Genomic DNA, 21598 nt, shown 5'->3' with positions numbered 1-21598 from the left:
GATCCAGTCTAAAGGGAGCGGGCTGCGGGGTCAGACGAGCGAGTCGTAGATCGCGCGGGTGTCCCGGGCGATCTGCGTCCAGCTGAAGTCGCTCTGCGCCCGGAGCCGGCCGGCCTCGCCCATCCGCTTGGCCGCGGCGGGGTCGGCGACGACCTCGGCCATCGCGGCCGCGAGGTCGGCGACGTAGCGCTCGGGGTCGAGCGGCGTGCCCGTCCCGTCCGTCGCCTGCTCGATCGGCACGAGGCGCCCGGTGACGCCGTCGACGACGACCTCCGGGATGCCGCCGGTCGCGGTCCCGACCACGGCCACCCCGCACGCCATCGCCTCGAGGTTCACGATGCCCAGCGGCTCGTAGATCGACGGGCAGACGAACGTCGTGGCGGCGGTCAGCACCGCGGAGAGCTGGTGGCGCGGCAGATGGCGGTCGATCCACACGACGCCGGTGCGCTCCTGCTGGAGTCCGCGGACGAGCTCGGTGACCTCGGCCATGATCTCGGGGGTGTCGGGGGCGCCGGCGCAGAGCACCAGCTGCACCTCCGGCGGCAGCATCGCGGCCGCGCGCAGCAGGTAGGGCAGCCCCTTCTGCCGGGTGATCCGCCCGACGAAGACGACGGAGGGACGCGAGGGGTCGATGCCCAGCTCGGCGAGGACGGCCTCGTCCTCGACCGGGTGCCACGCGTCGAGGTCGATGCCGTTGTAGACGACGTGCACCTTCGCGGGGTCCAGAGCCGGGTAGGAGCGGAGGATGTCGTTGCGCATCCCGCCCGACACCGCGATCACCGCGTCGGCGTTCTCGTACGCCTCGCGCTCGATCCAGCTCGACACGCGGTAGCCGCCGCCGAGCTGCTCGGCCTTCCACGGCCGCAGCGGCTCGAGGCTGTGCGCCGAGACGACGTGCGGCACGCCGTGCAGCAGCTGCGCGAGGCGGCCGGCCGCGTTGGCGTACCAGGTGTGCGAGTGCACGAGATCGGCGCCGGCCGCGTCCTGCGCGATCTGCAGATCGACGCCCAGGGTCTGCAGCGCGCCGTTGGCCGCAGCCAGCTCGGCGGGCACCGGGTACGCGAACGTGCCCTCCTCGTCCCTCGGCGCGCCGAAGCAGCGCACCACGACCTCGATGTCGTGGCGGAGGGCCTTGGTGAGCTCGGCCACGTGCACGCCGGCTCCCCCGTACACCTCGGGCGGATATTCCTTGGTCAGCAGATCGACTCGCACCCCCGAACCGTAGTACAGCGCGATCCTCCGCCGACACCCGCAGCCACGCGACTGCGCCGGACCTCTACTGTGGGGGCATGCAGTCAAAGAAGATCTTCGGCATCGTCCTCGCCGGCGGCGAGGGCAAGCGGCTCATGCCCCTCACGGCGGACCGGGCCAAGCCCGCGGTCCCCTTCGGCGGCCAGTACCGCCTGATCGACTTCGCGCTGTCGAACCTGATCAACTCGGGTCTCACGCAGATCGTCGTGCTGACGCAGTACAAGTCGCACTCGCTCGACCGCCACGTCTCGCAGACCTGGACGCTCTCGGGGCTGCTCAACTCGTACGTCGCGTCCGTCCCGGCGCAGCAGCGGCTCGGCAAGCGCTGGTTCAGCGGCTCGGCCGACGCGATCCTGCAGAGCCTCAACCTGATCCGCGACGAGAAGCCCGACATCGTCGTCGTGGTCGGCGCGGACCACGTCTACCGCATGGACTTCTCGCAGATGATCGACGCGCACATCAAGTCCGGCGCCAAGGCGACGGTCGCGGCGATCCGCCAGCCGATCGAGCTCGCCGATCAGTTCGGCGTCATCCAGCTCGCGGGCGACGAGGCCGGCGACGGCATCGTCCCGACCAAGATCGCGGAGTTCCTCGAGAAGCCCAAGGACGCGGTCGGCCTGGCCGACTCCCCGCACGAGGTCCTCGCCTCGATGGGCAACTACGTCTTCGACGCCGACGCCCTGATCGACGCGGTCATCCGCGACGGCGAGCTCTCGACCTCCGACCACGACATGGGCGGCGACATCATCCCCGACTTCGTCGCGCGCGGCGAGGCCGGCGTCTACGACCTCAAGCTCAACGAGGTCCCCGGCTCCACCGACCGCGACCGCTACTACTGGCGCGACGTGGGGACCATCGACTCGTTCTTCGAGGCGCACCAGGACCTCATCTCGGCACTCCCCGTCTTCAACCTCTACAACCAGCAGTGGCCGATCTTCTCGTCGCAGCTCAACTCGCCCCCGGCGAAGATCGTGCGCGACGGCAAGGGCAACCTCGGCACGACGGTCGACTCGGTCGTCTCGCTCGGCACGGTCATCTCCGGCGCGCACATCGAGCGCAGCGTCGTCGGCCCGTGGGCGGTCATCGAGTCCAACGCGACGGTCTCCGACTCGGTCGTCTTCGACAAGGTCCGGATCGGCCCGGACGCCGTGGTGGCGCGCGCTATCCTCGACAAGGACGTCGTCGTCGAGCCCGGCGCCCGTGTCGGCGTGGACCACGACCACGACCGCGAGCGCGGGTTCACCGTCACCGAGTCGGGCATCACCGTCGTCGGCAAGGGCGTCGTCGTCCGCCCGTAGCACCCCCGCGGGTCGAGAGCACTGCGCTTCCGCGCCGCCGGTCAGGCCGGCGCGCGGACCCGATCGATTGGCCCGTCCTTGAGTGAGCCTCTGCGCACACCCGCCCGCTTCCTGGTCGTCGTCGACGCCGACTCCACGCTGCTGCAGGACGAGGTGATCGAGCTGCTCGCCGCGCACGCGGGCTCCGAGGAGCGCGTCGCGGCGATCACCGAGCGCGCGATGCACGGCGAGATCGACTTCGGCGAGAGCCTGCGCGAGCGGGTCGCCACCCTGGCGGGCGTCCTCGACGACGTCTGCGCCGGGGTGAGCGGCCGGGTCCGGGTGACGGACGGCGTGGAGGCGCTCGTCGCCGGCATCCACGCCGCAGGAGGGCGCATCGGCGTCGTCTCCGGCGGCTTCCACGAGGTGCTCGACCCGGTCGCCGGGGCTCTCGGTCTCGACTTCGTCCGCGCGAACCGGCTCGGCAGCCGCGACGGGCGCCTCACCGGCGCGGTCGACGGTCCCGTGATCGACGCCGCCGCGAAGGCCGCGTCGCTGTGCGAGTGGGCGGCGGAGTCCGGCGTGCCACTCGAGCGCGCGATCGCGGTCGGCGACGGCGCGAACGACCTGGAGATGATGCGGGTCGCGGGCCTCTCCGTCGCCTTCAACGCGAAGCCCGTGGTGCGCGAGCGCGCCGACCTCGTCGTCGACGGCCTCGACCTCAGCCAGCTGCTGCCGGTCCTCGGCCTGCGGGGCTGAGCACCGGCCCGTCGCCGGGCGCGACGCAGGCGTCGGGCGTCAGCGGCCGGCGAGAGCGACAAGCGCCGCCGCGCCCAGCGCCAGCGCCCAGCTGACCAGCGAGCCGACCAGGAAGTACTCCGCCTTCGACCCGTTCTCGCCGTCGCGGGAGATCTCCGGGAAGCGGACGATGCCCTTCGCCGCGAAGACGGCGCCGGCGAGACCGATCGCACCGGCCAGCGTGAGCCCGGCCACGAGCAGGCGCTCGAGCGGTCCGATGGCGCGCCCGCCCCGCAGGTCCGGCACGCGCACCTCCTCGGGCACCGGGCGGGCGAACCGGGCGCGGAGCGAGAAGCGCGCGCGAGCGGCGACCGGCTGCGGAAGCTCGCGGTAGAGGGCGGCGCGGACGACGACGTTCCCGCTCTCGAGCAGGAAGAGCGCGGCGCCGACCGCGAGCAGCGCCTGGCCGATCTGCGGGACGGGTCCCGAGCGCCCGAGTCCGTCGTACGCGTCGACGAGGACCCCCGCGGCGGGACCGCCCGCGCGATCGACGACCGAGAGCACGAGGACCGCGACGACGAGACCGACGGCGGGCCGGAGTCCCCCGGGCGGACGGGCGCTCGCCGCGGTGGTGGTGAGCAGCAGCCAGGCGCCGGCGAGGGCGACGACGATGACGGCGCCCGGCACCGCGGCGCCGAGGCCGAGGACAGCCGCGAGTGCCGCGGCCGCCCACAGCACGGCGATCGCGGCAGCGGCGGCGGGCCGGCCGAGATGGGTGCGGGCGAGGTCGGCGATTCCGACGAGCGCCAGCAGCAGCGCGGTCAGCACGCGTCCGCCAGGAGCGCCGCGCCGGTCAGCAGGGCTCCGGCTCCCGCGCGGCGGAGCGCCTGCGAGACCGCGGACTGGGTGATCGACTCCTGCTCGGCGAGGACCCGCTGGGGCACGCCGCGGGCCGTCCCGAGTACCAGGCGCCGCTCGCGGTCGCTCATCGGCCCGACGAGCGCGTCCCGGGCGAGGAGGTAGGCGTTGATCGCGGCCTCCTCGGCGTCGGGCGCGTCGGAGCCGACGAACCAGCCGCGCGCGGTGGGCACCGGGCCGTCCTCGAGCGCGTGCGCCCGGTCGATGGCCGCTCGCGCGCGCCACCAGCCGGGCCCGTCCTGCAGATCGCCCGCGACGCCCGAGCCGACGACCCGGACGGGGCCGCGGCCCAGACCGACGCGGCAGTCGATCCCCGGCGGCAGTGCGAGCCGCGCCTGCAGCGTGGCGCCGAGTGCAGCCGGCACGGAGGCGTAGACCGCCTGGAACTCGTCGCCCACCGTGGGATGCAGAGGCTCGAGGGCGGGGACCGCGGCGTCGACCGCCGCGAAGCCGCGCTCGATCTCGCGCTGCACCGCCGATCGCTCGGCGATCTCGCGCGAGTCGACGAGGTCGAGCAGCACCGCGACGACGGAGGGTTCGGTCATCCCATAAGCATAAAGCTGATATCCGCCGGATATAAGCCCACAGCTGATACGGTCAGTGCCCCATCCCGAGGCCGCCGTCGACGGGGATGACCGCACCCGAGATGTAGTCCGCCTCGTCGCCCGCCAGCCAGCGGGTCACCTTCGCGACCTCGGCGGCCGTGCCGTAGCGGGCGAGCGGGATGCTCTTGCGGTACTCCGCCTGCTGCTCGGCCGGGAGCTCCGCCGTCATGTCGGTCTCGATGAAGCCCGGGGCGACCACGTTCGCCGTGATGTTGCGGGCGCCGAGCTCGCGGGTCAGCGACCGGGCGAAGCCGACGAGCGCGGCCTTGGAGGAGGAATAGTTGATCTGACCGGGTCCGCCGTAGAGGCCGACGATGCTGGAGATCAGGACGATGCGGCCGAACTTCTGCTTGAGCATCCCCTTCGACGCCCGCTTGACCACGCGGAAGGCGCCGGTGAGGTTCGTGTCGACGACCGAGGTGAAGTCGTCCTCCGACATGCGCAGCAGCAGCATGTCGCGGGTGATGCCGGCGTTGGCGACGACGACCTCGACCGGGCCGAGCTCGGCCTCGATCTGGGCGAAGGCGGCGTCGATGGAGGCGGAGTCGGTGACGTCCGCGACGACCGTGAACGAGCCCTCGGGGCCCGACCCGGAGCGCGCGGTGACCGCGACCCGGTGACCGGCCGCCACGAACTCCTCGGCGATGGCGTAGCCGATCCCCCGGTTGCCCCCCGTGACGAGGACGGTGCGCGGCGTGGTCATGGTGTCCCTCTCCGCCGGCGCGCGGGCGGCTCCGGACGACCCCTACATCCTAGAGGCGCGATGCGCAACACATCCGCTGAGAGGGAACGCCAGGGGTCCGCCCGCCGCCCACGACGTAGTCTTATCGAGCTGTGAAACCCCGCGAATCGCTCACCTCCCTCCCGCCGTCGCCCAGTGCGGCGCGTCGCTCCCGTGCGATCAAGTACTCCATCGCCATGGGCATCAGGATGGTCTGCGTGATCTGCCTGATCTTCGCCCAGGGCTGGTGGCTGCTCTTCTTCGCGCTCGGCGCCATCGTGCTCCCCTACTTCGCCGTCGTGCTCGCGAACGTCGGCAGCGCCGGCGAGAGCGGATCGGTCGAGCGCCCCGGAGCGATCGTGCTCTCCCGGCCGGTGCCGCCGTACGTGCCGCCGACCGCCGGTGGCGCAGCCGGCTCCGCCGAGTCCCCCGAGGGCGGCGACCCGACCGAGGGCCGGCGGTGATCCCGCTCGGCGGCGTGCCCGACCAGCACGCCTGCTCGCGCGCGGGCTGCCCGCTCACCGCGACCTGGGCCATCGAGTGGCGGAACCCGCGCATCCATGCGGAGGACCGCCGGAAGACCTGGCTGGCCTGCGGTGAGCACCTCGAGTTCCTGCGCGAGTTCCTCGCCGCCCGGGAGTTCCCGCTCGATGTGAAGCCGCTCCTCACCACCGATCGCGGAGCCGCGCTGTGACCGCGCCCGCGTCGCGCCCGTCCTGGCGCTTCGCGTTCTCGCGCCGCTGGTTCGGCTACCTGGCCCTCACGATCGTCTTCGCAATCGCCTGCGTCCTGCTGTCGCGTTGGCAGGTCGCCCGCCTCGACGAGGCCGCGAGCACGAACCGCCTGGTCACCGCCAACTGGAACGCCGACCCGGTCGCCCTCGACGGACTCCTCCCGGCCGGTGCCGCCTGGGACGACGCACTCGAGTACCGGCCGGTCGAGGTGACCGGCGTGTACGAGACCGGAGACGAGACCCTCGTCCGCAACCGCCCGTACAACGGCAACCCCGGCTTCGAGATCCTGACGCCGCTGCGCCTGGCCGACGGCAGCGTCTTCGTCGTCGACCGCGGCTGGGTCCCCGTCGGCTCCGAGCAGGACTCTCCCGACATGGTCCCGGCTCCGCCCGCGGGCGAGGTGACGGTCACCGCCCGCCTGAAGCCCGGCGAGGGCCGCATCGAGGGCCGCGGCGCACCCGCCGGCCAGATCGCCACGATCCAGCTCGACGACCTCTCGGCCCAGCTCGACGAGCCGGTGCGCACCACCGGGTACGGACTCCTCGTCCAGGAGGACCCGGCGCCGATCGACGAGCGGCCGCTCGCCGCGATCAAGCCCGTCGCGGACGAGGGCCTGCACATCAGCTACGCGATCCAGTGGGTGCTGTTCGCGATCATGGGCTTCGGCGGACTCGCCTGGGCGATCCGGCACGAGTACCGCATCCGGAACGCGGACGACCCCGAGGTGATCGCCGCGGAGGAGCGCCGCGAGCAGCGCCGCCTCCGCCGGGGCCGCAGCGACGCCGAGATCGAGGACGAGCTGCTCGACGCCCGCTGAGCTCGAGGATCTCCCCGGAGGAGGCGCCGGCGGCGGGTCATGCTGGTCGAGTAGCCCCGAAGGGGCGTATCGAGACCCACCGTCGACTGCGGGGCGGGTCTGCACACCCCTGGCCTGACGCCGGTGGATCTCGATGCGCCCGCTCCGCGGCCTACTCGATCAGCATCAGCATCGGTCAGGCCAGCATGATCAGGTCGAGGTAGTCCGAGGTCCAGTGGTCCTCGGTGCCCTCGGGCATGATCAGCACGCGCTCCGGGTTCAGCGCCTCGACGGCGCCCTCGTCGTGGCTCACCAGGACGACCGCGCCCTCGTAGTGCGCGAGTGCGTCGAGGATCTCCTCGCGGCTGGCCGGGTCGAGGTTGTTGGTGGGCTCGTCGAGCAGCAGCACGTTCGCGCCGGAGACGACGATCATCGCCAGGGCGAGGCGCGTCTTCTCACCGCCGGACAGGACGCCGGCCGGCTTGTGCGAGTCGTCGCCCGTGAAGAGGAACGAGCCGAGCACGCGACGGGCCTCGGTCTCGGTGAGGTTCGGGCTCGAGGAGACCATGTTCTCCAGCACCGAGCGCTTGACGTCGATCGTCTCGTGCTCCTGGGCGTAGTAGCCGATCCGGAGACCGTGGCCGGCCTCGATCACGCCGGTGTCGGGAGCGTCGACGCCGCCGAGGATGCGCAGGAGCGTCGTCTTGCCCGCACCGTTCAGCCCGAGGATGACGACCTTCGACCCGCGGTCGATCGCCAGGTCGACGGAGGTGAAGATCTCGAGCGAGCCGTAGCTCTTCGAGAGGTTCTGCGCCTGCAGCGGCGTCCGGCCGCACGCGGACGGGGTCGGGAAGCGCAGCTTCGCCACGCGGTCCACGGCGCGGACCTCCTCGAGGCCGCTGAGCATCCGCTCGGCGCGGGCGACCATCTGGTGCGCCGCCGCGGCCTTGGACGCCTTCGCGCCGAAGCGGGCGGCCTGCAGCTGCAGGGCTCCCGCCTTCTTCTCGACGTTGACGCGCTCCTTCTTGCGGCGCTCCTCGTCGGCCGCGCGCTGGCGCAGATAGTTCTTCCAGTTCATGTTGTAGACGTCGATGACCTGGCGGTTCGCATCGAGGTAGAACACGCGGTTCACGGTCTCGCCCACGAGCTCGATGTCGTGGCTGATCACGATGAAGCCGCCGCGGTAGCTCTTGAGGAACTCGCGGAGCCAGACGACAGAGTCGGCGTCGAGGTGGTTGGTCGGCTCGTCCAGGATGAGCGTCTGCGCGTCCGAGAAGAGGATGCGGGCGAGCTCGATCCGGCGGCGCTGACCACCGGAGAGCGTCTTCAGCGGCTGGTCGAGGATCCGGTCCGGCAGGTTCAGGTTGCTCGCGATCGACGCCGCCTCGGCCTCCGCCGCGTAGCCGCCGAGCGAGAGGAAGCGGTCGGTCAGGTTGCCGTACTTCTTCATGCCGGCCTCGCTCACCGTCGTGTCACTGCTCGACATGGCGACCGTGGCCTCCTGCATGCCCAGCACGAGCTGGCCGAGACCGCGGGCGTCGAGGATGCGCGTGCGCGCCAGCTCCTCCGGGTCGCCCGAGCGCGGGTCCTGCGGGAGGTAGCCGATCTCGCCGCCGCGGTCGACCGAGCCCTTGGCGGCGATGAGGTCGCCGGCGAGGACCTTGGTCAGCGTCGTCTTCCCCGCGCCGTTGCGGCCGACGAGGCCGACCTTGTCGCCGTCGCCGACTCTGAAGGACACGTTCTCCATCAGGAGTCGGGCGCCGACTCGGAGTTCGAGGTCGTGCACGCTGAGCACTGTGCTGTCCGTTCCCGCCAAGAAATGGCGTTCGGTTCGGGAGGTGTGGGGCAAGAGGCCGCGACGCGGCAGCCCCCTAGTATATTTCCTGAGCCGCGGGGCGGATCCACGTCCGCTCACCGCGGACGCGCTCGCTCCTCGCTCTCGGGCGACACGGTCTTTGGAGAACAGACATGTCCAGCTACTCTCTCGCCCCGTCGCGACCGGTCCTGGCGGACCGGCTGCTCACCCGCTCGCTCGTCACCGATCTGGTGCTCGTCCTCGCCGCCGCCGCGTTCACCGCCGGCATGGCGCAGCTGTACATTCCGATGTGGCCGGTCCCGATCACGGGCCAGACCTTCGCCGTCCTGCTCGTCGGCACCACGCTCGGCGCCCTCCGCGGCGCGCTCTCGATGGGCGTCTACGCCCTCGTCGGCGCCCTCGGCGCCCCCGTCTTCACCGAGGGCTCGAGCGGCTGGGCCGTCCTGGCCGGCCCGACCGGCGGCTACATCGTCGGCTTCGTCCTCGCGTCGATCGTCACCGGCTGGCTCGCGCAGCGCGAGTGGGACCGCCGCGTCGTCGGCACGATCGTGACCTTCCTCGCCGGCACCGCCACGATCTACCTCGTCGGACTCCCCTGGCTCGCCACCGCGCTCGGCTCGCTCGGCTACCCCGCCGACCTCGGCTCGGTGCTGACCGGCGGCCTGGTGCCGTTCCTCGTCGGCGACACCCTCAAGATCCTGCTCGCCGCCGCGCTGCTGCCCACCACCTGGGCGCTGCTCGGCCGCCGCAAGGGCTGACCCGCACCGCACGCACGACGAAGGGCCCGGAGGATGATCCTCCGGGCCCTTCGCTGTTCTGCGGTTCGCTGTCCTGCGGTTCGCTGTTCTGCGGACTAGATCGAGAAGCCGAGCGCGCGCATCATGTCGCGGCCGTCCTCGGTGATCCGGTCCGGGCCCCACGGCGGCATCCAGACCCAGTTGATCCGGAACGCCTCCACGACGCCGTCGAGAGACTCCGCGGTCTGCTCCTCGAGCACGTCCGTCAGCGGGCAGCCCGCCGACGTCAGCGTCATGTGGATGACCAGCGCGTCGTTCTCGTCGTCCCAGCCGAGGTCGTAGATCAGGCCGAGGTCGACGACGTTGACGCCGAGCTCGGGGTCCATGACGTCCTTGAGCGCCTCCTCGACCTGGTCGAAGAGCTTCGGGTCGAGCGTGGTGACCGCCATGATCAGGCCGTCGCCGGGGCGAGGAAGCGGTCGTAGCCCTCGTCCTCGAGTCGGGTCGCGAGCTCCTTGCCGCCCTGCTCAGCGATGCGGCCGGCGACGAAGACGTGCACGAAGTCGGGCTGGATGTAGCGCAGGATCCGCGTGTAGTGCGTGATCAGCAGGACGCCGAGACCGGTCGAGGCGTGGGCGCGGTTGACGCCCTCCGAGACGATCTTCAGCGCGTCGACGTCGAGACCGGAGTCGGTCTCGTCGAGGACGGCGAACTGCGGGGCGAGCAGCTCGAGCTGGAGGATCTCGTTGCGCTTCTTCTCGCCGCCCGAGAAGCCCTCGTTGACGTTGCGGGCCGCGAAGGACGGGTCCATCCGCAGGTCCGCCATCGCCTTCTTGACGTCCTTGGTCCAGGTGCGGATCGCGGGCGCCTCACCCGCGATCGCGGTCTTGGCGGTGCGGAGGAAGTTGGTGTTGGTCACGCCGGGGATCTCGACCGGGTACTGCATCGCGAGGAAGAGGCCCGCGCGAGCGCGCTCGTCGACGGACATGTCGAGGACCTCGACACCGTCGAGGGTGATCGAGCCGCCGTCGACGTGGTACTTCGGGTGGCCCGCGATCGTGTACGCGAGGGTGGACTTGCCGGAGCCGTTGGGGCCCATGACGGCGTGGATCTCACCCTGGTTGATGGTGAGGTCGACACCGCGGAGGATCTGCTTGGTCCCCTGCTCGGTCTCGACACTGACGTGGAGATCGCTGATCTGGAGAACGGACATTCAGACTTCCTTCGTGACGGTCGGATCGATGTAGACGTCGCCGTCGATGACCTCGACGACGAAGACGGGAACCGGCTCGAAGGCCGGCAGGTTCAGGGGGGTGCCGGTGCGCAGCGAGAACGCCGAGCCGTGGGCCCAGCACTCGAGCGTGTCGTCCTCGACGAAGCCCTCGGCGAGGGAGACCTCGCCGTGGGTGCAGGTGTCGCCGATGGCGTGGATCTCACCCGCGGTGTCCTGGACGATCGCGATGGCGATGCCGTCGACGACGTAGCGCACGGCCTGGTTGGGGATCAGCTCCGAGGCGGCGCAGATCCGGGCGGCGTCGCTCACGCGGACACCTCCGGGGTGCGCGAGCCGGTCTGCCCGGCGCTGCCGGCCAGCTCGGCCTCGATCGCGAGCTGGAGGCGGTCCTCGAGCTCGGTCACGCCGATCTGCTGCACGATCTCGCTGAGGAAGCCGCGCACGACCAGGCGGCGCGCCTCGTCCTCGCGGATGCCGCGCGACTGCAGGTAGAAGAGCTGCTCGTCGTCGAAGCGGCCGGTCGCCGAGGCGTGGCCCGCTCCGGCGATGTCGCCGGTCTCGATCTCGAGGTTCGGGATCGAGTCGGCCCGCGTGCCGTCCGAGAGGACGAGGTTGCGGTTCTGCTCGTAGCTGTCGGTGCCGGTCGCGCTGTTGCGGATCAGCACGTCGCCGATCCAGACGGTCCGCGCGCCCTGGCCCTGCAGCGCGCCCTTATAGGTGACGCGGCTGCGGGTGTCGGGGGCGTCGTGGTCGACGTAGACCTGCTGCTCGAGGTGCTGGCCGCCGTCGGCGAAGTAGAGGCCCAGCAACTCGCCGTCGGCCCCGCGCTCGACGAGGTGCGCCGACGGGTTGACCCGGACGATCGAGCCGCCGAGGGTGACGACGATGTGCTTCACCTTCGCGTCGCGGCCGACCCGGATGAAGTGGTTCGCCAGGTGGCGGGCGTCGTCGGCCCACTCCTGCAGCGTGACGATCGTCAGCTGCGCGCCCTCGCCCGCGAGGATCTCCACGTTCTCGGCGAGGGTCGCCTCGCCCTCGTTCTGCAGCACGACGACGCCGCGCGCGTACGGCGCGGCCTCGATGATCGTGTGCGCGGCCCGCGGCGCGGAGCCGAGACCGGTGCGCACGAGCGTCGCGACCTTCTCGTCCTCGCCGGTGACCCGGACGGCCAGGGCCTGCTCGAACTGCGACCAGGCGTTGGCGGCGGCGCGGTCCTCGGGGAGGCCGGCGGTGCCGATCCGCCCGTCGTCGCGGCCGACCCACGAGACCTCGACGCCCTCGACGGCCGCCGACTCCAGCGGAGCGGCCGAGCCGTCGAGCGGGCCGTCGATCAGGTCGCCGAGGCGGGCGACCGGGGTGAGCTTCCAGGCGATCTCGCGACCGGTGACCGTCTCGAACGCGTCGACGTCGGTGGACGCGAAGCGCTCGGAGCGGGTTTGCACGGGCGTGAACGCCCCGTCGGAGTGCGCGGAGATGCCCAGGCGCGCGGCGGCGTCCGCGCCGTCGATCGCAGAGGACGTCGGGGCGCTCGTGGGGACCGTCATCAGGCGGTGGTTCCTTTCAGGGGGTGCTGGCCGCCCGTCGCGGGCGGCCTCGGGTACGGAGGGGCGAGCGTCAGCCGACGCTGCCCTCCATCCCCATCTCGATGAGCTTGTTCAGCTCGAGGGCGTACTCCATGGGCAGCTCGCGCGCGATCGGCTCGATGAAGCCGCGGACGATCATCGCCATCGCCTCGTCCTCGGGCATGCCGCGGGACATCAGGTAGAAGAGCTGCTCCTCGCTGACCTTCGAGACCGTGGCCTCGTGGCCCAGCTGGACGTCGTCCACCCGGATGTCGATGGCGGGGTAGGTGTCCGAGCGCGAGATCGTGTCGACCAGGAGCGCGTCGCAGCGCACCGTGTTCGCCGAGTGGTGCGCGTTCGCGTCCACCCGGACCTCGCCGCGGTAGCCGGCCCGTCCACCGCCGCGCGCGATCGACTTGGAGACGATCGACGACTGCGTGTACGGCGCCATGTGGATCATCTTCGCGCCGGCGTCCTGGTGCTGGCCGGGGCCCGCGAACGCGACGGAGAGGGTCTCGCCCTTGGCGTGCTCGCCGACCAGGAAGATCGACGGGTACTTCATGGTGACCTTGGAGCCGATGTTGCCGTCGATCCACTCCATCGTCGCGCCCTCGTGCGCGATCGCGCGCTTGGTGACGAGGTTGTAGACGTTGTTCGACCAGTTCTGGATCGTCGTGTAGCGCACGCGGGCGTTCTTCTTCACGATGATCTCGACGACCGCCGAGTGCAGCGAGTCCGACTTGTAGATCGGCGCGGTGCAGCCCTCGATGTAGTGGACGTAGCTGCCCTCGTCCGCGATGATCAGCGTCCGCTCGAACTGGCCCATGTTCTCGGTGTTGATCCGGAAGTAGGCCTGCAGCGGGATGTCGACGTGAACGCCCTTGGGGACGTAGACGAACGAGCCGCCCGACCAGACCGCCGTGTTCAGCGCGGCGAACTTGTTGTCGCCGGCCGGGATGACGGTGCCGAAGTACTCCTCGAAGATCTCGGGGTGCTCGCGCAGCGCGGTGTCGGTGTCCATGAAGATGACGCCCTGCTCCTCCAGGTCCTCGCGGATCTGGTGGTAGACGACCTCGGACTCGTACTGCGCGGCGACGCCGCCGACGAGGCGCTGGCGCTCCGCCTCGGGGATGCCGAGCTTCTCGTACGTGTTCTTGATGTCGTCCGGGAGGTCGTCCCAGGTCTGCGCCTGCTTCTCGGTGGACCGCACGAAGTACTTGATGTTGTCGAAGTCGATGTCCGACAGGTCGGCGCCCCAGGTGGGCATCGGCTTGCGCTCGAAGAGGGCCAGGGCCTTCAGGCGCCGCTCGCGCATCCAGGCGGGCTCGCTCTTGAGCGCGGAGATGTCGGAGACGACCTCGGGCGAGATCCCCCGGCGCGCGGACGCACCGGCGGAGTCCGAGTCGGACCAGCCGAACTCGTAGACGCCCAGGCTCTCGAGCTCGGGGCGGTCGATCAGGATGTCTGACATAAGTACCTCGTTTCCTACCCACTGGTAACCGGTCGGGTTCCGGAGTCATTCCCCGAGGGGGATCCGAGGAGCGCATCGGGCCGGTCGCGCCATCGATGTCGATGGTCGGAGCGGAGCGGTGCGTCCCGGGAAGTCCTGAGGCTTGCGGTGGCGCTCCATCGGGCCGTCGGTCCGGGCTCCGCCTCGGGGGCGGTCGACGCCGGTGACGCCGAACCTGAACCAACTACTCATTCTACGGACGCCGTGCTCCCAGTGGAACCTCTGCACCTGGGTGTCGCCCGGGCAGTGGACCGCACGACGCCAGACCGGCGTGACCACACCCGTGTCGGTGGTCCGTGGTGGAGTGAGCGCATGACGAACCACGACAGGATCCCACTCCTCCCCCACCTCCTCCTCGCCCTCGCCCGCGCCGGGCTCGACCCGAGCGCCGCGGCCGTCCTCGAGCCGCTCGGCACGGCACTCGCACGGGAGCTGCCGGTGCGCGCGCTGCCGCTCGCACTCGTCCGACTGCGGAGGCACCTGCGCTCGGCCGACGACGGCGCCCGGGCAGACCGGGGGCGGCCTCAGAGCGCGGGGGCCAGCTCCTCGACCGGCTGCCGGCGCTGAGCGCGGACCGTGAAGAGCCGCGGGTTCACGTCGAGCAGCACGCGCACGGCGCCGACCCAGACGAAGGCGGAGCCGATCAGGTGGACGGCCACCAGGGCCTCGGGCAGGGCGAGGAGCGACTGGGCGACGCCCACGAGCGCCTGCAGCCCCACGACGACGAGGAAGGCGACGACGCGGCGGCGCGCCAGCTCGGAGCCGGGCGCGCGGGCGAGCAGCACGAGGAGGGCGGCGCCGAGCACCAGGGTGGCCGTTCCGAGGACGCCGTGCACGATCGTGACGCTCTCCCAGTGGAACCGCATCCGCGGGACCTCGGCCGAGTCGCCCGCGTGCGGGCCGGTGCCGGTGACGAGGGTGCCGACCGCGATGACGAGCAGGGTCACCGCGACGAGCGCGATGCTCACGCCGCGGGTGAGGGCGTCGGGCTCGAACGCGACGGACTGCGAGCGGTGAGCGCGGTGCCAGGTGAGCGCGGTGGTGGTCAGCAGCGCGATGGCCAGCATGAAGTGCCCGGCCACGATGTAGGGGTTCAGCCCCGAGTGCACGGTGGCACCGCCGGCCAGGGCGTTCGCCACGACGAGCCAGAACTGCGACCAGGCGAGCCGGGTCATCGTGCGGTCGCGCGGCTTCTGCAGCCGCGCCGCGGTGATGGCCCAGCCGACGGCGACGATCAGGACGCCCGTGAACGCGCGGTTGGTGAACTCGATGAACCCGTGGATCCCGAGCTCGGGGGTGGAGGTGAGCGACCCGGCGTCGCAGGCGGGCCAGGTCGGGCAGCCGAGTCCCGAGCCCGTCAGTCGCACGACGCCGCCGAAGAAGATGATCAGGATGCTCGCGACCAGGGCGGCCGTCGTGCCCCAGCGGAGTGCGCGGGGGCTCAGCGTGACGCGCTCGGCCAGGAGCGAGAAGGGGGTCACCATCAGAACGGCAGCAGGGGGTCGATGCCGACGGCGAGGAAGACCAGCGTGAGGTATCCGATCGAGCCGTGGAAGACGCGCATCGGCGAGACGTGCTCGTGACGGATCGCGAGGCTGTAGAGGCGGTGCGTCTCGGCGATGAACCAGATGCCGCTGCCGAGCGCCACGACCGTGTACAGCACACCCATTCCGGCGACCGGGATGAGCAGCAGCGAGCAGGCGACGGTCGCCCAGGCGTACAGGATGACCTGGAGCCCGACGATGGTGCGGCCGCGCACGACGGCGAGCATCGGCACGCCCGCGGCGCGGTAGTCCTCGCGATACTTCATCGACAGCGGCCAGTAGTGCGGCGGGGTCCAGAGGAAGATCACCGTGAAGAGGATGATCGGCGCCCAGTCGAGCGAGTTCGTGACCGCGGCCCAGCCGATCAGCACGGGCATGCAGCCGGCGATCCCGCCCCAGACGATGTTCTGCGGGGTGCGGCGCTTGAGGAACAGCGTGTAGAAGAGCACGTAGATGAGGATCGCCGCGAGCGAGAGCGAGGCGGCGAGCCAGTTGGCCGTCAGGCCGAGCCAGACGATCGACAGGACGCCGATGGTGGTCGCGAAGACCAGCGCCTCGCGGTCGGAGACCTCGCCCGTCACGAGCGGGCGGTTCCGCGTCCGCTTCATCACGCGATCGATGTCGCGGTCGATGTAGCAGTTGAACGCGCCGGCCGACCCGGCGCTCAGCGCCCCGCCGATCAGCACGTTCAGGACGAGCAGCAGGTTCGGGATCCCGCCCTGCGCCAGGATCATCGTGGGCGCGGTGACCACGAGCAGCAGCTCGATCACGCGCGGCTTCGTCAGCGCGACGTACGCCCTCACCTTGCGCGACAGGGGCGACCGGACGGGCCCTCCCCGCTCGATCGCGGTGGTCTCTGCGACTACGTCCATTGCTCCTCTAACGATCGATGATCCCGAACGAGTGTAATGCGCGCCGGATGGGGGCCGGCTCGGAGTGCACGCTTGTCCAATCGATCGCCGACATATGCGATGCCGCAACCCCCGATCCCCGGCGCACCCCCCTCCGTATACTCGGAACTGCTCGCCAGAGCGCCCGGCCCGCACCCGAGTCCGTCCGACTGATCAGTCGCGCGAGGCCGAACGGGGCGTGTCGGAAGCATCGTGTCGAAGTCGTCATGCGGCGCGCTCCACCATGCGAGAGGGCGGACGGTCCCCGTCTGCCCCACGTCTCGAGAAGGGTCAGTACCTAGTGTCAGAACTGCAATGGGATTCCATTGACGAGAAGGCAGTCGACACGGCGAGGGTTCTCGCCGCGGACGCGGTCGAGAAGGTCGGCAACGGCCACCCCGGAACCGCCATGAGCCTCGCGCCGGCCGCGTACCTCCTGTTCCAGAAGGTCATGCGCCGCGATCCGTCGGACGCCACCTGGATCGGCCGCGACCGGTTCATCCTGTCCGTCGGGCACTCCTCGCTGACGCAGTACGTCCAGTTCTACCTGGGCGGCTACGGCCTCGAGCTCGACGACCTCAAGGCGCTGCGCACCTGGGGGTCGAAGACCCCCGGCCACCCCGAGTACGGCCACACCGACGGCGTCGAGATCACCACCGGCCCGCTCGGCCAGGGCCTCGCCTCGGCCGTCGGCTTCGCCTACGCCGCGCGCTTCGAGCGCGACCTGTTCGACCCCGAGGCCGCCGCGGGCACCTCGCCGTTCGACCACTTCGTCTACGTCATCGCCGGCGACGGCGACCTGCAGGAGGGCGTCACCAGCGAGGCCTCCTCGCTCGCCGGCCACCAGCAGCTCGGCAACCTGGTCGTCATCTACGACTCCAACCAGATCTCGATCGAGGACGACACCAACATCGCCTTCACCGAGGACGTCAAGGCCCGCTACGAGGCCTACGACTGGCAGGTCCAGGTCGTCGACTGGAAGAAGACCGGCGAGTACCACGAGGACGTCGCCGAGCTCCACGCCGCGATCGAGGCCGCGAAGGGCGAGACCGACAAGCCGTCGCTCATCATCCTGCGCACGATCATCGGCTGGCCCTCGCCGAAGAAGCAGAACACCGGCAAGATCCACGGCTCCGCCCTCGGCGCCGACGAGCTCCGCGGCCTCAAGGAGGTGCTCGGCTTCGACCCCGAGAAGACCTTCGACGTCGCCGACGAGGTCATCGAGCACACCCGCAAGGCCGTCGAGCGCGGCCAGGCGCAGCACGCCGAGTGGAACGAGAAGCTCGAGGCGTGGGCGACCGCGAACCCCGAGAAGAAGGTCCTCCTCGACCGCGTCCTGAGCGGCGACCTGCCCGAGGGCGTCCAGGAGGCCCTGCCGGTCTTCGAGCCCGGCAAGGAGGTGTCCACCCGCGCCGCGTCCGGCAAGGTGATCAACGCCCTCGCCGGCGTCGTCCCCGAGCTCTGGGGCGGCTCCGCCGACCTCGCCGAGTCGAACAACACGACCATCGAGGGCGCCGGCTCCTTCGTGCCGAGCGAGTTCTCGACGCACGAGTGGACCGGCAGGAAGGGCGGCCGTGTGCTGCACTTCGGCATCCGCGAGCACGCCATGGGCGCGATCCTCAACGGCATCGTCCTGCACGGCAACACCCGCCCCTTCGGCGGCACCTTCCTGATCTTCTCCGACTACATGCGCCCGGCGGTCCGTCTCGCCGCGCTCATGAAGGCGCCGGCCATCTACGTCTGGACCCACGACTCCGTGGCCCTCGGCGAGGACGGCCCGACGCACCAGCCGGTCGAGCAGCTGGCGGCCCTCCGCGCGATCCCGGGTCTGGACATCGTCCGCCCCGGCGACGCGAACGAGGTCGCCTACGCCTGGAAGACGATCCTGGAGCGCCGCGAGGGCCCGGCCGGCCTCGCGCTGACCCGCCAGAACATCCCCGTCTTCGAGCGCGGAGAGGGCGACGCCTCCGGCGAGACCTTCGCCCACGCGTCGAACGTCGCCCGCGGTGCGTACATCCTCGCCGAGGCGCCGAACGGCACCCCCGACGTGATCCTCATCGCCACCGGCTCCGAGGTCCAGATCGCCGTGGAGGCGCGCGAGCAGCTGAAGGGCGAGGGCGTCAACGTCCGCGTCGTCTCGGCCCCGTCGCTCGAGTGGTTCGAGGAGCAGGACGCCGAGTACCGCGAGAAGGTGCTGCCGTCCGCCGTGAAGGCGCGCGTCTCGATCGAGGCCGGCCTCAGCCTCGGCTGGCAGAAGTACGTCGGCGACGCCGGCCGCTCGGTCTCCATCGAGCACTTCGGCGCCTCCGCCGACTACAAGACCCTGTTCCGCGAGTTCGGGATCACCACCGAGGCGGCAGTCGCCGCCGCCAAGGAGTCGCTCGCGGCGTCCTGATCACGAAGGCCGCGTCCACCAGGGCGCGGCCTTCGCCGTCGGGCCCACGACTCCCCACCGACCCGCTCCACCTACGAACGAGAAGAAGAGACATGACCGAGAACACCCCCACCGCAGACCTCTCCGCCGCCGGCGTCAGCATCTGGCTCGACGACCTGTCGCGCTCGCGCATCTCGAGCGGCGGGCTGCAGAAGCTCATCGACGAGAAGAACGTCGTCGGAGTCACCACCAACCCCACGATCTTCGCCGCGGCCCTCGCCAAGGGCGAGTCCTACGACGAGCAGGTCGAGGAGCTCGCCGCCGCCGACACCTCGGTGACCGACGCCGTCTTCGCGATCACCACCGACGACGTGGCCGCCGCCTCCGACGTCTTCCGCCCGATCTACGACGCGACCAACGGCTACGACGGCCGCGTCTCGATCGAGGTCGAGCCGGGCCTCGCGCACGACGCGCAGGGCACCATCGAGCAGGCGAAGGCCCTCTGGGCCAAGGTCGACCGCCCGAACGCGATGATCAAGATCCCCGCGACCGTCGAGGGCCTCGAGGCCATCACCGAGGCCATCGGCTCCGGCATCTCGGTCAACGTCACGCTGATCTTCTCGCTCGCCCGCTACCGCGCCGTCATCAACGCGTACCTCGCCGGCCTCGAGAAGGCCAAGGACGCCGGCATCGACCTGTCGACGATCCACTCCGTCGCCTCCTTCTTCGTGTCGCGCGTCGACACCGAGATCGACAAGCGCCTCGAGGCCGTCGGCACCGACGAGGCCCTCGCCCTGAAGAGCAAGGCGGGCGTCGCCAACGCGCAGCTCGCCTACGAGGTCTTCGTCGAGGCGTTCGCCACCGAGCGCGCGCTGCTCCTGCAGGAGTCCGGCGCCAACCGCCAGCGTCCGCTCTGGGCCTCGACCGGCGTCAAGTCGGCCGACCTCCCCGACACCCTCTACGTGACCGAGCTGGTCGCCGCGGGCGTCGTCAACACCATGCCCGAGAAGACCCTCGAGGCGACCTTCGACCACGGCGTCATCGCCGGCGACACCGTGACCGGCTCCTACGCCGACGCGAACGCCGTTCTCGACGCCGTCGCCGCCCAGGGCGTCTCCTACGCCGAGGTCACCGAGCTGCTCGAGAAGGAGGGCGTCGAGAAGTTCGTCGTCTCCTGGAACGAGCTGCTCGACACCGTGACCGCCGCGCTCGAAGGCGCGAAGGCGAAGGCCTGATCATGGCGATCCAGATCCACCTCAGCGGCGACGCCGAGAAGGCCGCCGACCGCGTCGTGCCGGAGCTCGTCGCCGACGAGGTCGCCTCGGGCATCACCGCCCAGGTCCCGACCCTCTGGGGTGCGGCGGCCGAGGAGGAGTCCGCGAAGCGCCTCGGCTGGACCGAGTCGACCACGGTCTCCCGCCCGCTGATCCCGGAGATCCTCGCGCTGCGCGAGGAGTTCCAGGCGAAGGGCATCGACCACATCGTGCTCGGCGGCATGGGCGGCTCGTCGCTCGCGCCCGAGGTCATCACCCGGACCGCCGGCGTCGAGCTCACCGTGCTCGACTCCACCGCGCCCGGCCAGGTCCTCGCGGCCCTGAACGACCGCCTCGCCACGACCGCGGTCGTCATCTCGTCCAAGTCCGGCTCGACGGTCGAGACCGCCAGCCAGAAGAAGGCGTACGAGAAGGCGTTCACCGAGGCGGGCATCGACCCGCTCGACCGCATCGTCATCGTCACCGACCCCGGCTCGCCGCTCGACTCGTCCTCCCGCGAGGCGGGCTACCGGGTCTTCAACGCCGACCCGAACATCGGCGGCCGCTTCTCGGCGCTCTCCGCGTTCGGCCTCGTGCCGTCCGGTCTCGCCGGCGCCGACATCGAGGCCCTCCTCGACGAGGCGGCGGAGGCGTCCCTCGGCCTGGCCGTGGACACCCCGGAGAACCCGGGTCTGCTCCTCGGTGCGGCGATCGCCGCGACCAGCCCGCGCCGCGACAAGCTCGCGATCGTCGCCGACGGCACCCACATCGTGGGCTTCGCCGACTGGGCCGAGCAGCTCATCGCCGAGTCCACCGGCAAGGACGGCACGGGCATCCTCCCCGTCGTCCTCGGCACCCTCGCCCCCGAGCTGTCGGAGGACCTCGCCGACGTGCAGGTCGTCCGCCTGGTCGAGGACGCGAGCGCGCTGCACCTGTTCCCGCGCGATCGGCACGAGGGCGAGATCCTCCTGTCCGGCTCGCTCGGCGCGCAGATGCTGACCTGGGAGTACGCGGTCGCGGTCGCCGGGCGCCTGCTCGGCATCAACCCGTTCGACCAGCCCGACGTCGAGTCGGCGAAGGTCGCGACCCGGGCCCTGCTCGAGAAGCGCCCCGAGCCCGCCGCGCCGGCGTTCACCGACGCCGGCATCGCGGTGACCGGCACCTCCGCCGTCACCGAGGGCGTCTCGACCGTCGCCGAGGCCGTCGACCGCCTGCTCGCCCAGCTGGGCGAGGGCGGCTACGTGTCGATCCAGGCCTACGTGGACCGCCTCGCGCTGCCGCAGCTGGAGGGCGTCCGCGACCTCCTCGCCGCGCAGTCCAAGCGCCCGGTCACCTTCGGCTGGGGCCCGCGCTTCCTGCACTCGACCGGTCAGTACCACAAGGGCGGAGCGCCGACCGGCGTCTTCCTCCAGATCGCCGAGCGCGCGAGCACGGACCTCGAGATCCCCGAGAGCCCGTTCACGTTCGGTCAGCTCATCCAGGCCCAGGCCGCCGGCGACGCGAGCGTGCTCGCCGAGCACGGCCGCCCCGTCCTCACGCTGACGCTGACGGACCCCGAGGCCGACCTCGAGACCCTCTTCGAGGCGCTCAACACCTGATCCGCCGGGCGCGGCGTCCCGTCCTCCTCGCGGAGGCGGG

22 protein-coding genes are annotated in these 21598 nt (G+C 71.2%); 10 read left to right on the top strand and 12 right to left on the bottom strand.

The annotated features are described in order from the left end of the window. Positions 1-30 precede the first annotated feature (30 nt). Positions 31-1212 (bottom strand): glycogen synthase, encoded by a 1182-nt coding sequence (glgA, locus tag HQQ82_RS18655; protein ID WP_173235695.1) that lies wholly within the window; start codon positions 1210-1212, stop codon positions 31-33. Between the two features lie 77 nt (positions 1213-1289). On the opposite strand from glgA, the gene HQQ82_RS18650 reads away from it, so the two are divergent. Next, positions 1290-2549 (top strand): glucose-1-phosphate adenylyltransferase, encoded by a 1260-nt coding sequence (locus HQQ82_RS18650; RefSeq protein WP_173235693.1) that lies wholly within the window; start codon positions 1290-1292, stop codon positions 2547-2549. Positions 2550-2627: 78 nt separating this feature from the next. Further along, on the top strand, positions 2628-3287 hold the full coding sequence (gene serB / locus HQQ82_RS18645; RefSeq protein WP_173235691.1) for a phosphoserine phosphatase SerB: 660 nt from the start codon (positions 2628-2630) through the stop codon (positions 3285-3287). Positions 3288-3326: 39 nt separating this feature from the next. Here serB and HQQ82_RS18640 read toward each other — a convergent pair whose 3' ends face one another. From HQQ82_RS18640 to fabG, 3 genes are read right to left on the bottom strand one after another with little or no spacing between them, the layout of a single operon-like run. Further along, on the bottom strand, positions 3327-4094 hold the full coding sequence (locus tag HQQ82_RS18640; protein WP_173235689.1) for a hypothetical protein: 768 nt from the start codon (positions 4092-4094) through the stop codon (positions 3327-3329). Further along, positions 4088-4729 carry a SatD family protein gene (locus HQQ82_RS18635; RefSeq protein WP_173235687.1) on the bottom strand — a complete coding sequence of 214 codons (642 nt, stop codon included), beginning with the start codon at positions 4727-4729 and terminating at the stop codon, positions 4088-4090. Before HQQ82_RS18635 ends, HQQ82_RS18640 begins: the two co-directional genes overlap by 7 nt. A gap of 52 nt (positions 4730-4781) precedes the next feature. Beyond that, positions 4782-5492 carry a 3-oxoacyl-ACP reductase FabG gene (gene fabG, locus HQQ82_RS18630; protein ID WP_173235685.1) on the bottom strand — a complete coding sequence of 237 codons (711 nt, stop codon included), beginning with the start codon at positions 5490-5492 and terminating at the stop codon, positions 4782-4784. Between the two features lie 131 nt (positions 5493-5623). On the opposite strand from fabG, the gene HQQ82_RS18625 reads away from it, so the two are divergent. The 3 genes from HQQ82_RS18625 to HQQ82_RS18615 are packed head-to-tail and all read left to right on the top strand — an operon-like array spanning position 5624 to position 7061. Then, complete coding sequence (locus HQQ82_RS18625) at positions 5624-5974, top strand: DUF3099 domain-containing protein (protein ID WP_173235684.1); 351 nt, start codon at positions 5624-5626, stop codon at positions 5972-5974. Continuing rightward, positions 5971-6204, top strand: coding sequence for a hypothetical protein (locus tag HQQ82_RS18620; RefSeq protein ID WP_367948017.1), 234 nt, complete (start codon positions 5971-5973; stop codon positions 6202-6204). Before HQQ82_RS18625 ends, HQQ82_RS18620 begins: the two co-directional genes overlap by 4 nt. After that, positions 6201-7061: an SURF1 family protein gene (locus tag HQQ82_RS18615; RefSeq protein ID WP_173235682.1), complete on the top strand. Its 861-nt coding sequence runs from the start codon at positions 6201-6203 to the stop codon at positions 7059-7061. Before HQQ82_RS18620 ends, HQQ82_RS18615 begins: the two co-directional genes overlap by 4 nt. 175 nt (positions 7062-7236) lie before the next feature. Here the strand turns inward: HQQ82_RS18615 and HQQ82_RS18610 are convergent, their stop codons facing one another. Then, positions 7237-8835 (bottom strand): ABC-F family ATP-binding cassette domain-containing protein, encoded by a 1599-nt coding sequence (locus HQQ82_RS18610; RefSeq protein ID WP_173235680.1) that lies wholly within the window; start codon positions 8833-8835, stop codon positions 7237-7239. 173 nt (positions 8836-9008) lie between these two features. Here HQQ82_RS18610 and HQQ82_RS18605 point away from each other — a divergent pair, with 173 nt between their 5' ends. After that, the gene (locus HQQ82_RS18605) at positions 9009-9614 is read left to right on the top strand and encodes a biotin transporter BioY (RefSeq protein WP_173235677.1); all 606 of its coding nucleotides are present in this window, start codon (positions 9009-9011) and stop codon (positions 9612-9614) included. A gap of 95 nt (positions 9615-9709) precedes the next feature. On the opposite strand, the gene HQQ82_RS18600 is transcribed toward HQQ82_RS18605, so the two are convergent. From HQQ82_RS18600 to sufB, 5 genes are all read right to left on the bottom strand, one after another. Continuing rightward, on the bottom strand, positions 9710-10042 hold the full coding sequence (locus HQQ82_RS18600; protein ID WP_123446284.1) for a metal-sulfur cluster assembly factor: 333 nt from the start codon (positions 10040-10042) through the stop codon (positions 9710-9712). 2 nt (positions 10043-10044) lie between these two features. Beyond that, on the bottom strand, positions 10045-10806 hold the full coding sequence (gene sufC / locus HQQ82_RS18595) for a Fe-S cluster assembly ATPase SufC (RefSeq protein ID WP_173235675.1): 762 nt from the start codon (positions 10804-10806) through the stop codon (positions 10045-10047). Next, complete coding sequence (locus HQQ82_RS18590) at positions 10807-11136, bottom strand: non-heme iron oxygenase ferredoxin subunit (protein WP_173235673.1); 330 nt, start codon at positions 11134-11136, stop codon at positions 10807-10809. Further along, positions 11133-12371, bottom strand: a complete 1239-nt coding sequence (gene sufD / locus HQQ82_RS18585; protein ID WP_173235671.1) for a Fe-S cluster assembly protein SufD — start codon at positions 12369-12371, stop codon at positions 11133-11135. Before sufD ends, HQQ82_RS18590 begins: the two co-directional genes overlap by 4 nt. Positions 12372-12441: 70 nt before the next feature. After that, positions 12442-13860: a Fe-S cluster assembly protein SufB gene (gene sufB / locus HQQ82_RS18580; protein WP_173235669.1), complete on the bottom strand. Its 1419-nt coding sequence runs from the start codon at positions 13858-13860 to the stop codon at positions 12442-12444. A gap of 351 nt (positions 13861-14211) precedes the next feature. On the opposite strand from sufB, the gene HQQ82_RS18575 reads away from it, so the two are divergent. After that, complete coding sequence (locus HQQ82_RS18575; RefSeq protein WP_173235667.1) at positions 14212-14466, top strand: hypothetical protein; 255 nt, start codon at positions 14212-14214, stop codon at positions 14464-14466. Here the strand turns inward: HQQ82_RS18575 and HQQ82_RS18570 are convergent. Both HQQ82_RS18570 and HQQ82_RS18565 read right to left on the bottom strand, forming a co-directional pair. After that, the gene (locus HQQ82_RS18570) at positions 14424-15383 is read right to left on the bottom strand and encodes a heme A synthase (RefSeq protein WP_173235665.1); all 960 of its coding nucleotides are present in this window, start codon (positions 15381-15383) and stop codon (positions 14424-14426) included. The two genes, HQQ82_RS18575 and HQQ82_RS18570, sit on opposite strands and share 43 nt — an antisense overlap. Next, positions 15383-16315 (bottom strand): heme o synthase, encoded by a 933-nt coding sequence (locus tag HQQ82_RS18565; RefSeq protein ID WP_173235663.1) that lies wholly within the window; start codon positions 16313-16315, stop codon positions 15383-15385. Before HQQ82_RS18565 ends, HQQ82_RS18570 begins: the two co-directional genes overlap by 1 nt. 319 nt (positions 16316-16634) lie before the next feature. Between HQQ82_RS18565 and tkt the strand changes: the two genes are divergently transcribed. The 3 genes from tkt to HQQ82_RS18550 all read left to right on the top strand — a co-directional run bounded on the left by tkt (position 16635) and on the right by HQQ82_RS18550 (position 21558). Beyond that, positions 16635-18728 (top strand): transketolase, encoded by a 2094-nt coding sequence (gene tkt, locus HQQ82_RS18560; RefSeq protein ID WP_173235661.1) that lies wholly within the window; start codon positions 16635-16637, stop codon positions 18726-18728. A 92-nt stretch (positions 18729-18820) separates the two neighbouring features. Continuing rightward, the gene (gene tal, locus HQQ82_RS18555; protein ID WP_173235659.1) at positions 18821-19942 is read left to right on the top strand and encodes a transaldolase; all 1122 of its coding nucleotides are present in this window, start codon (positions 18821-18823) and stop codon (positions 19940-19942) included. 2 nt (positions 19943-19944) lie between these two features. Further along, on the top strand, positions 19945-21558 hold the full coding sequence (locus HQQ82_RS18550; RefSeq protein WP_173235657.1) for a glucose-6-phosphate isomerase: 1614 nt from the start codon (positions 19945-19947) through the stop codon (positions 21556-21558). Positions 21559-21598 lie beyond the last annotated feature (40 nt).

Source organism: Rathayibacter sp. VKM Ac-2856, assembly GCF_013205055.1.
Classification (GTDB): domain Bacteria; phylum Actinomycetota; class Actinomycetes; order Actinomycetales; family Microbacteriaceae; genus Rathayibacter.
This window is presented reverse-complemented; position numbering and strand designations above follow the sequence as displayed.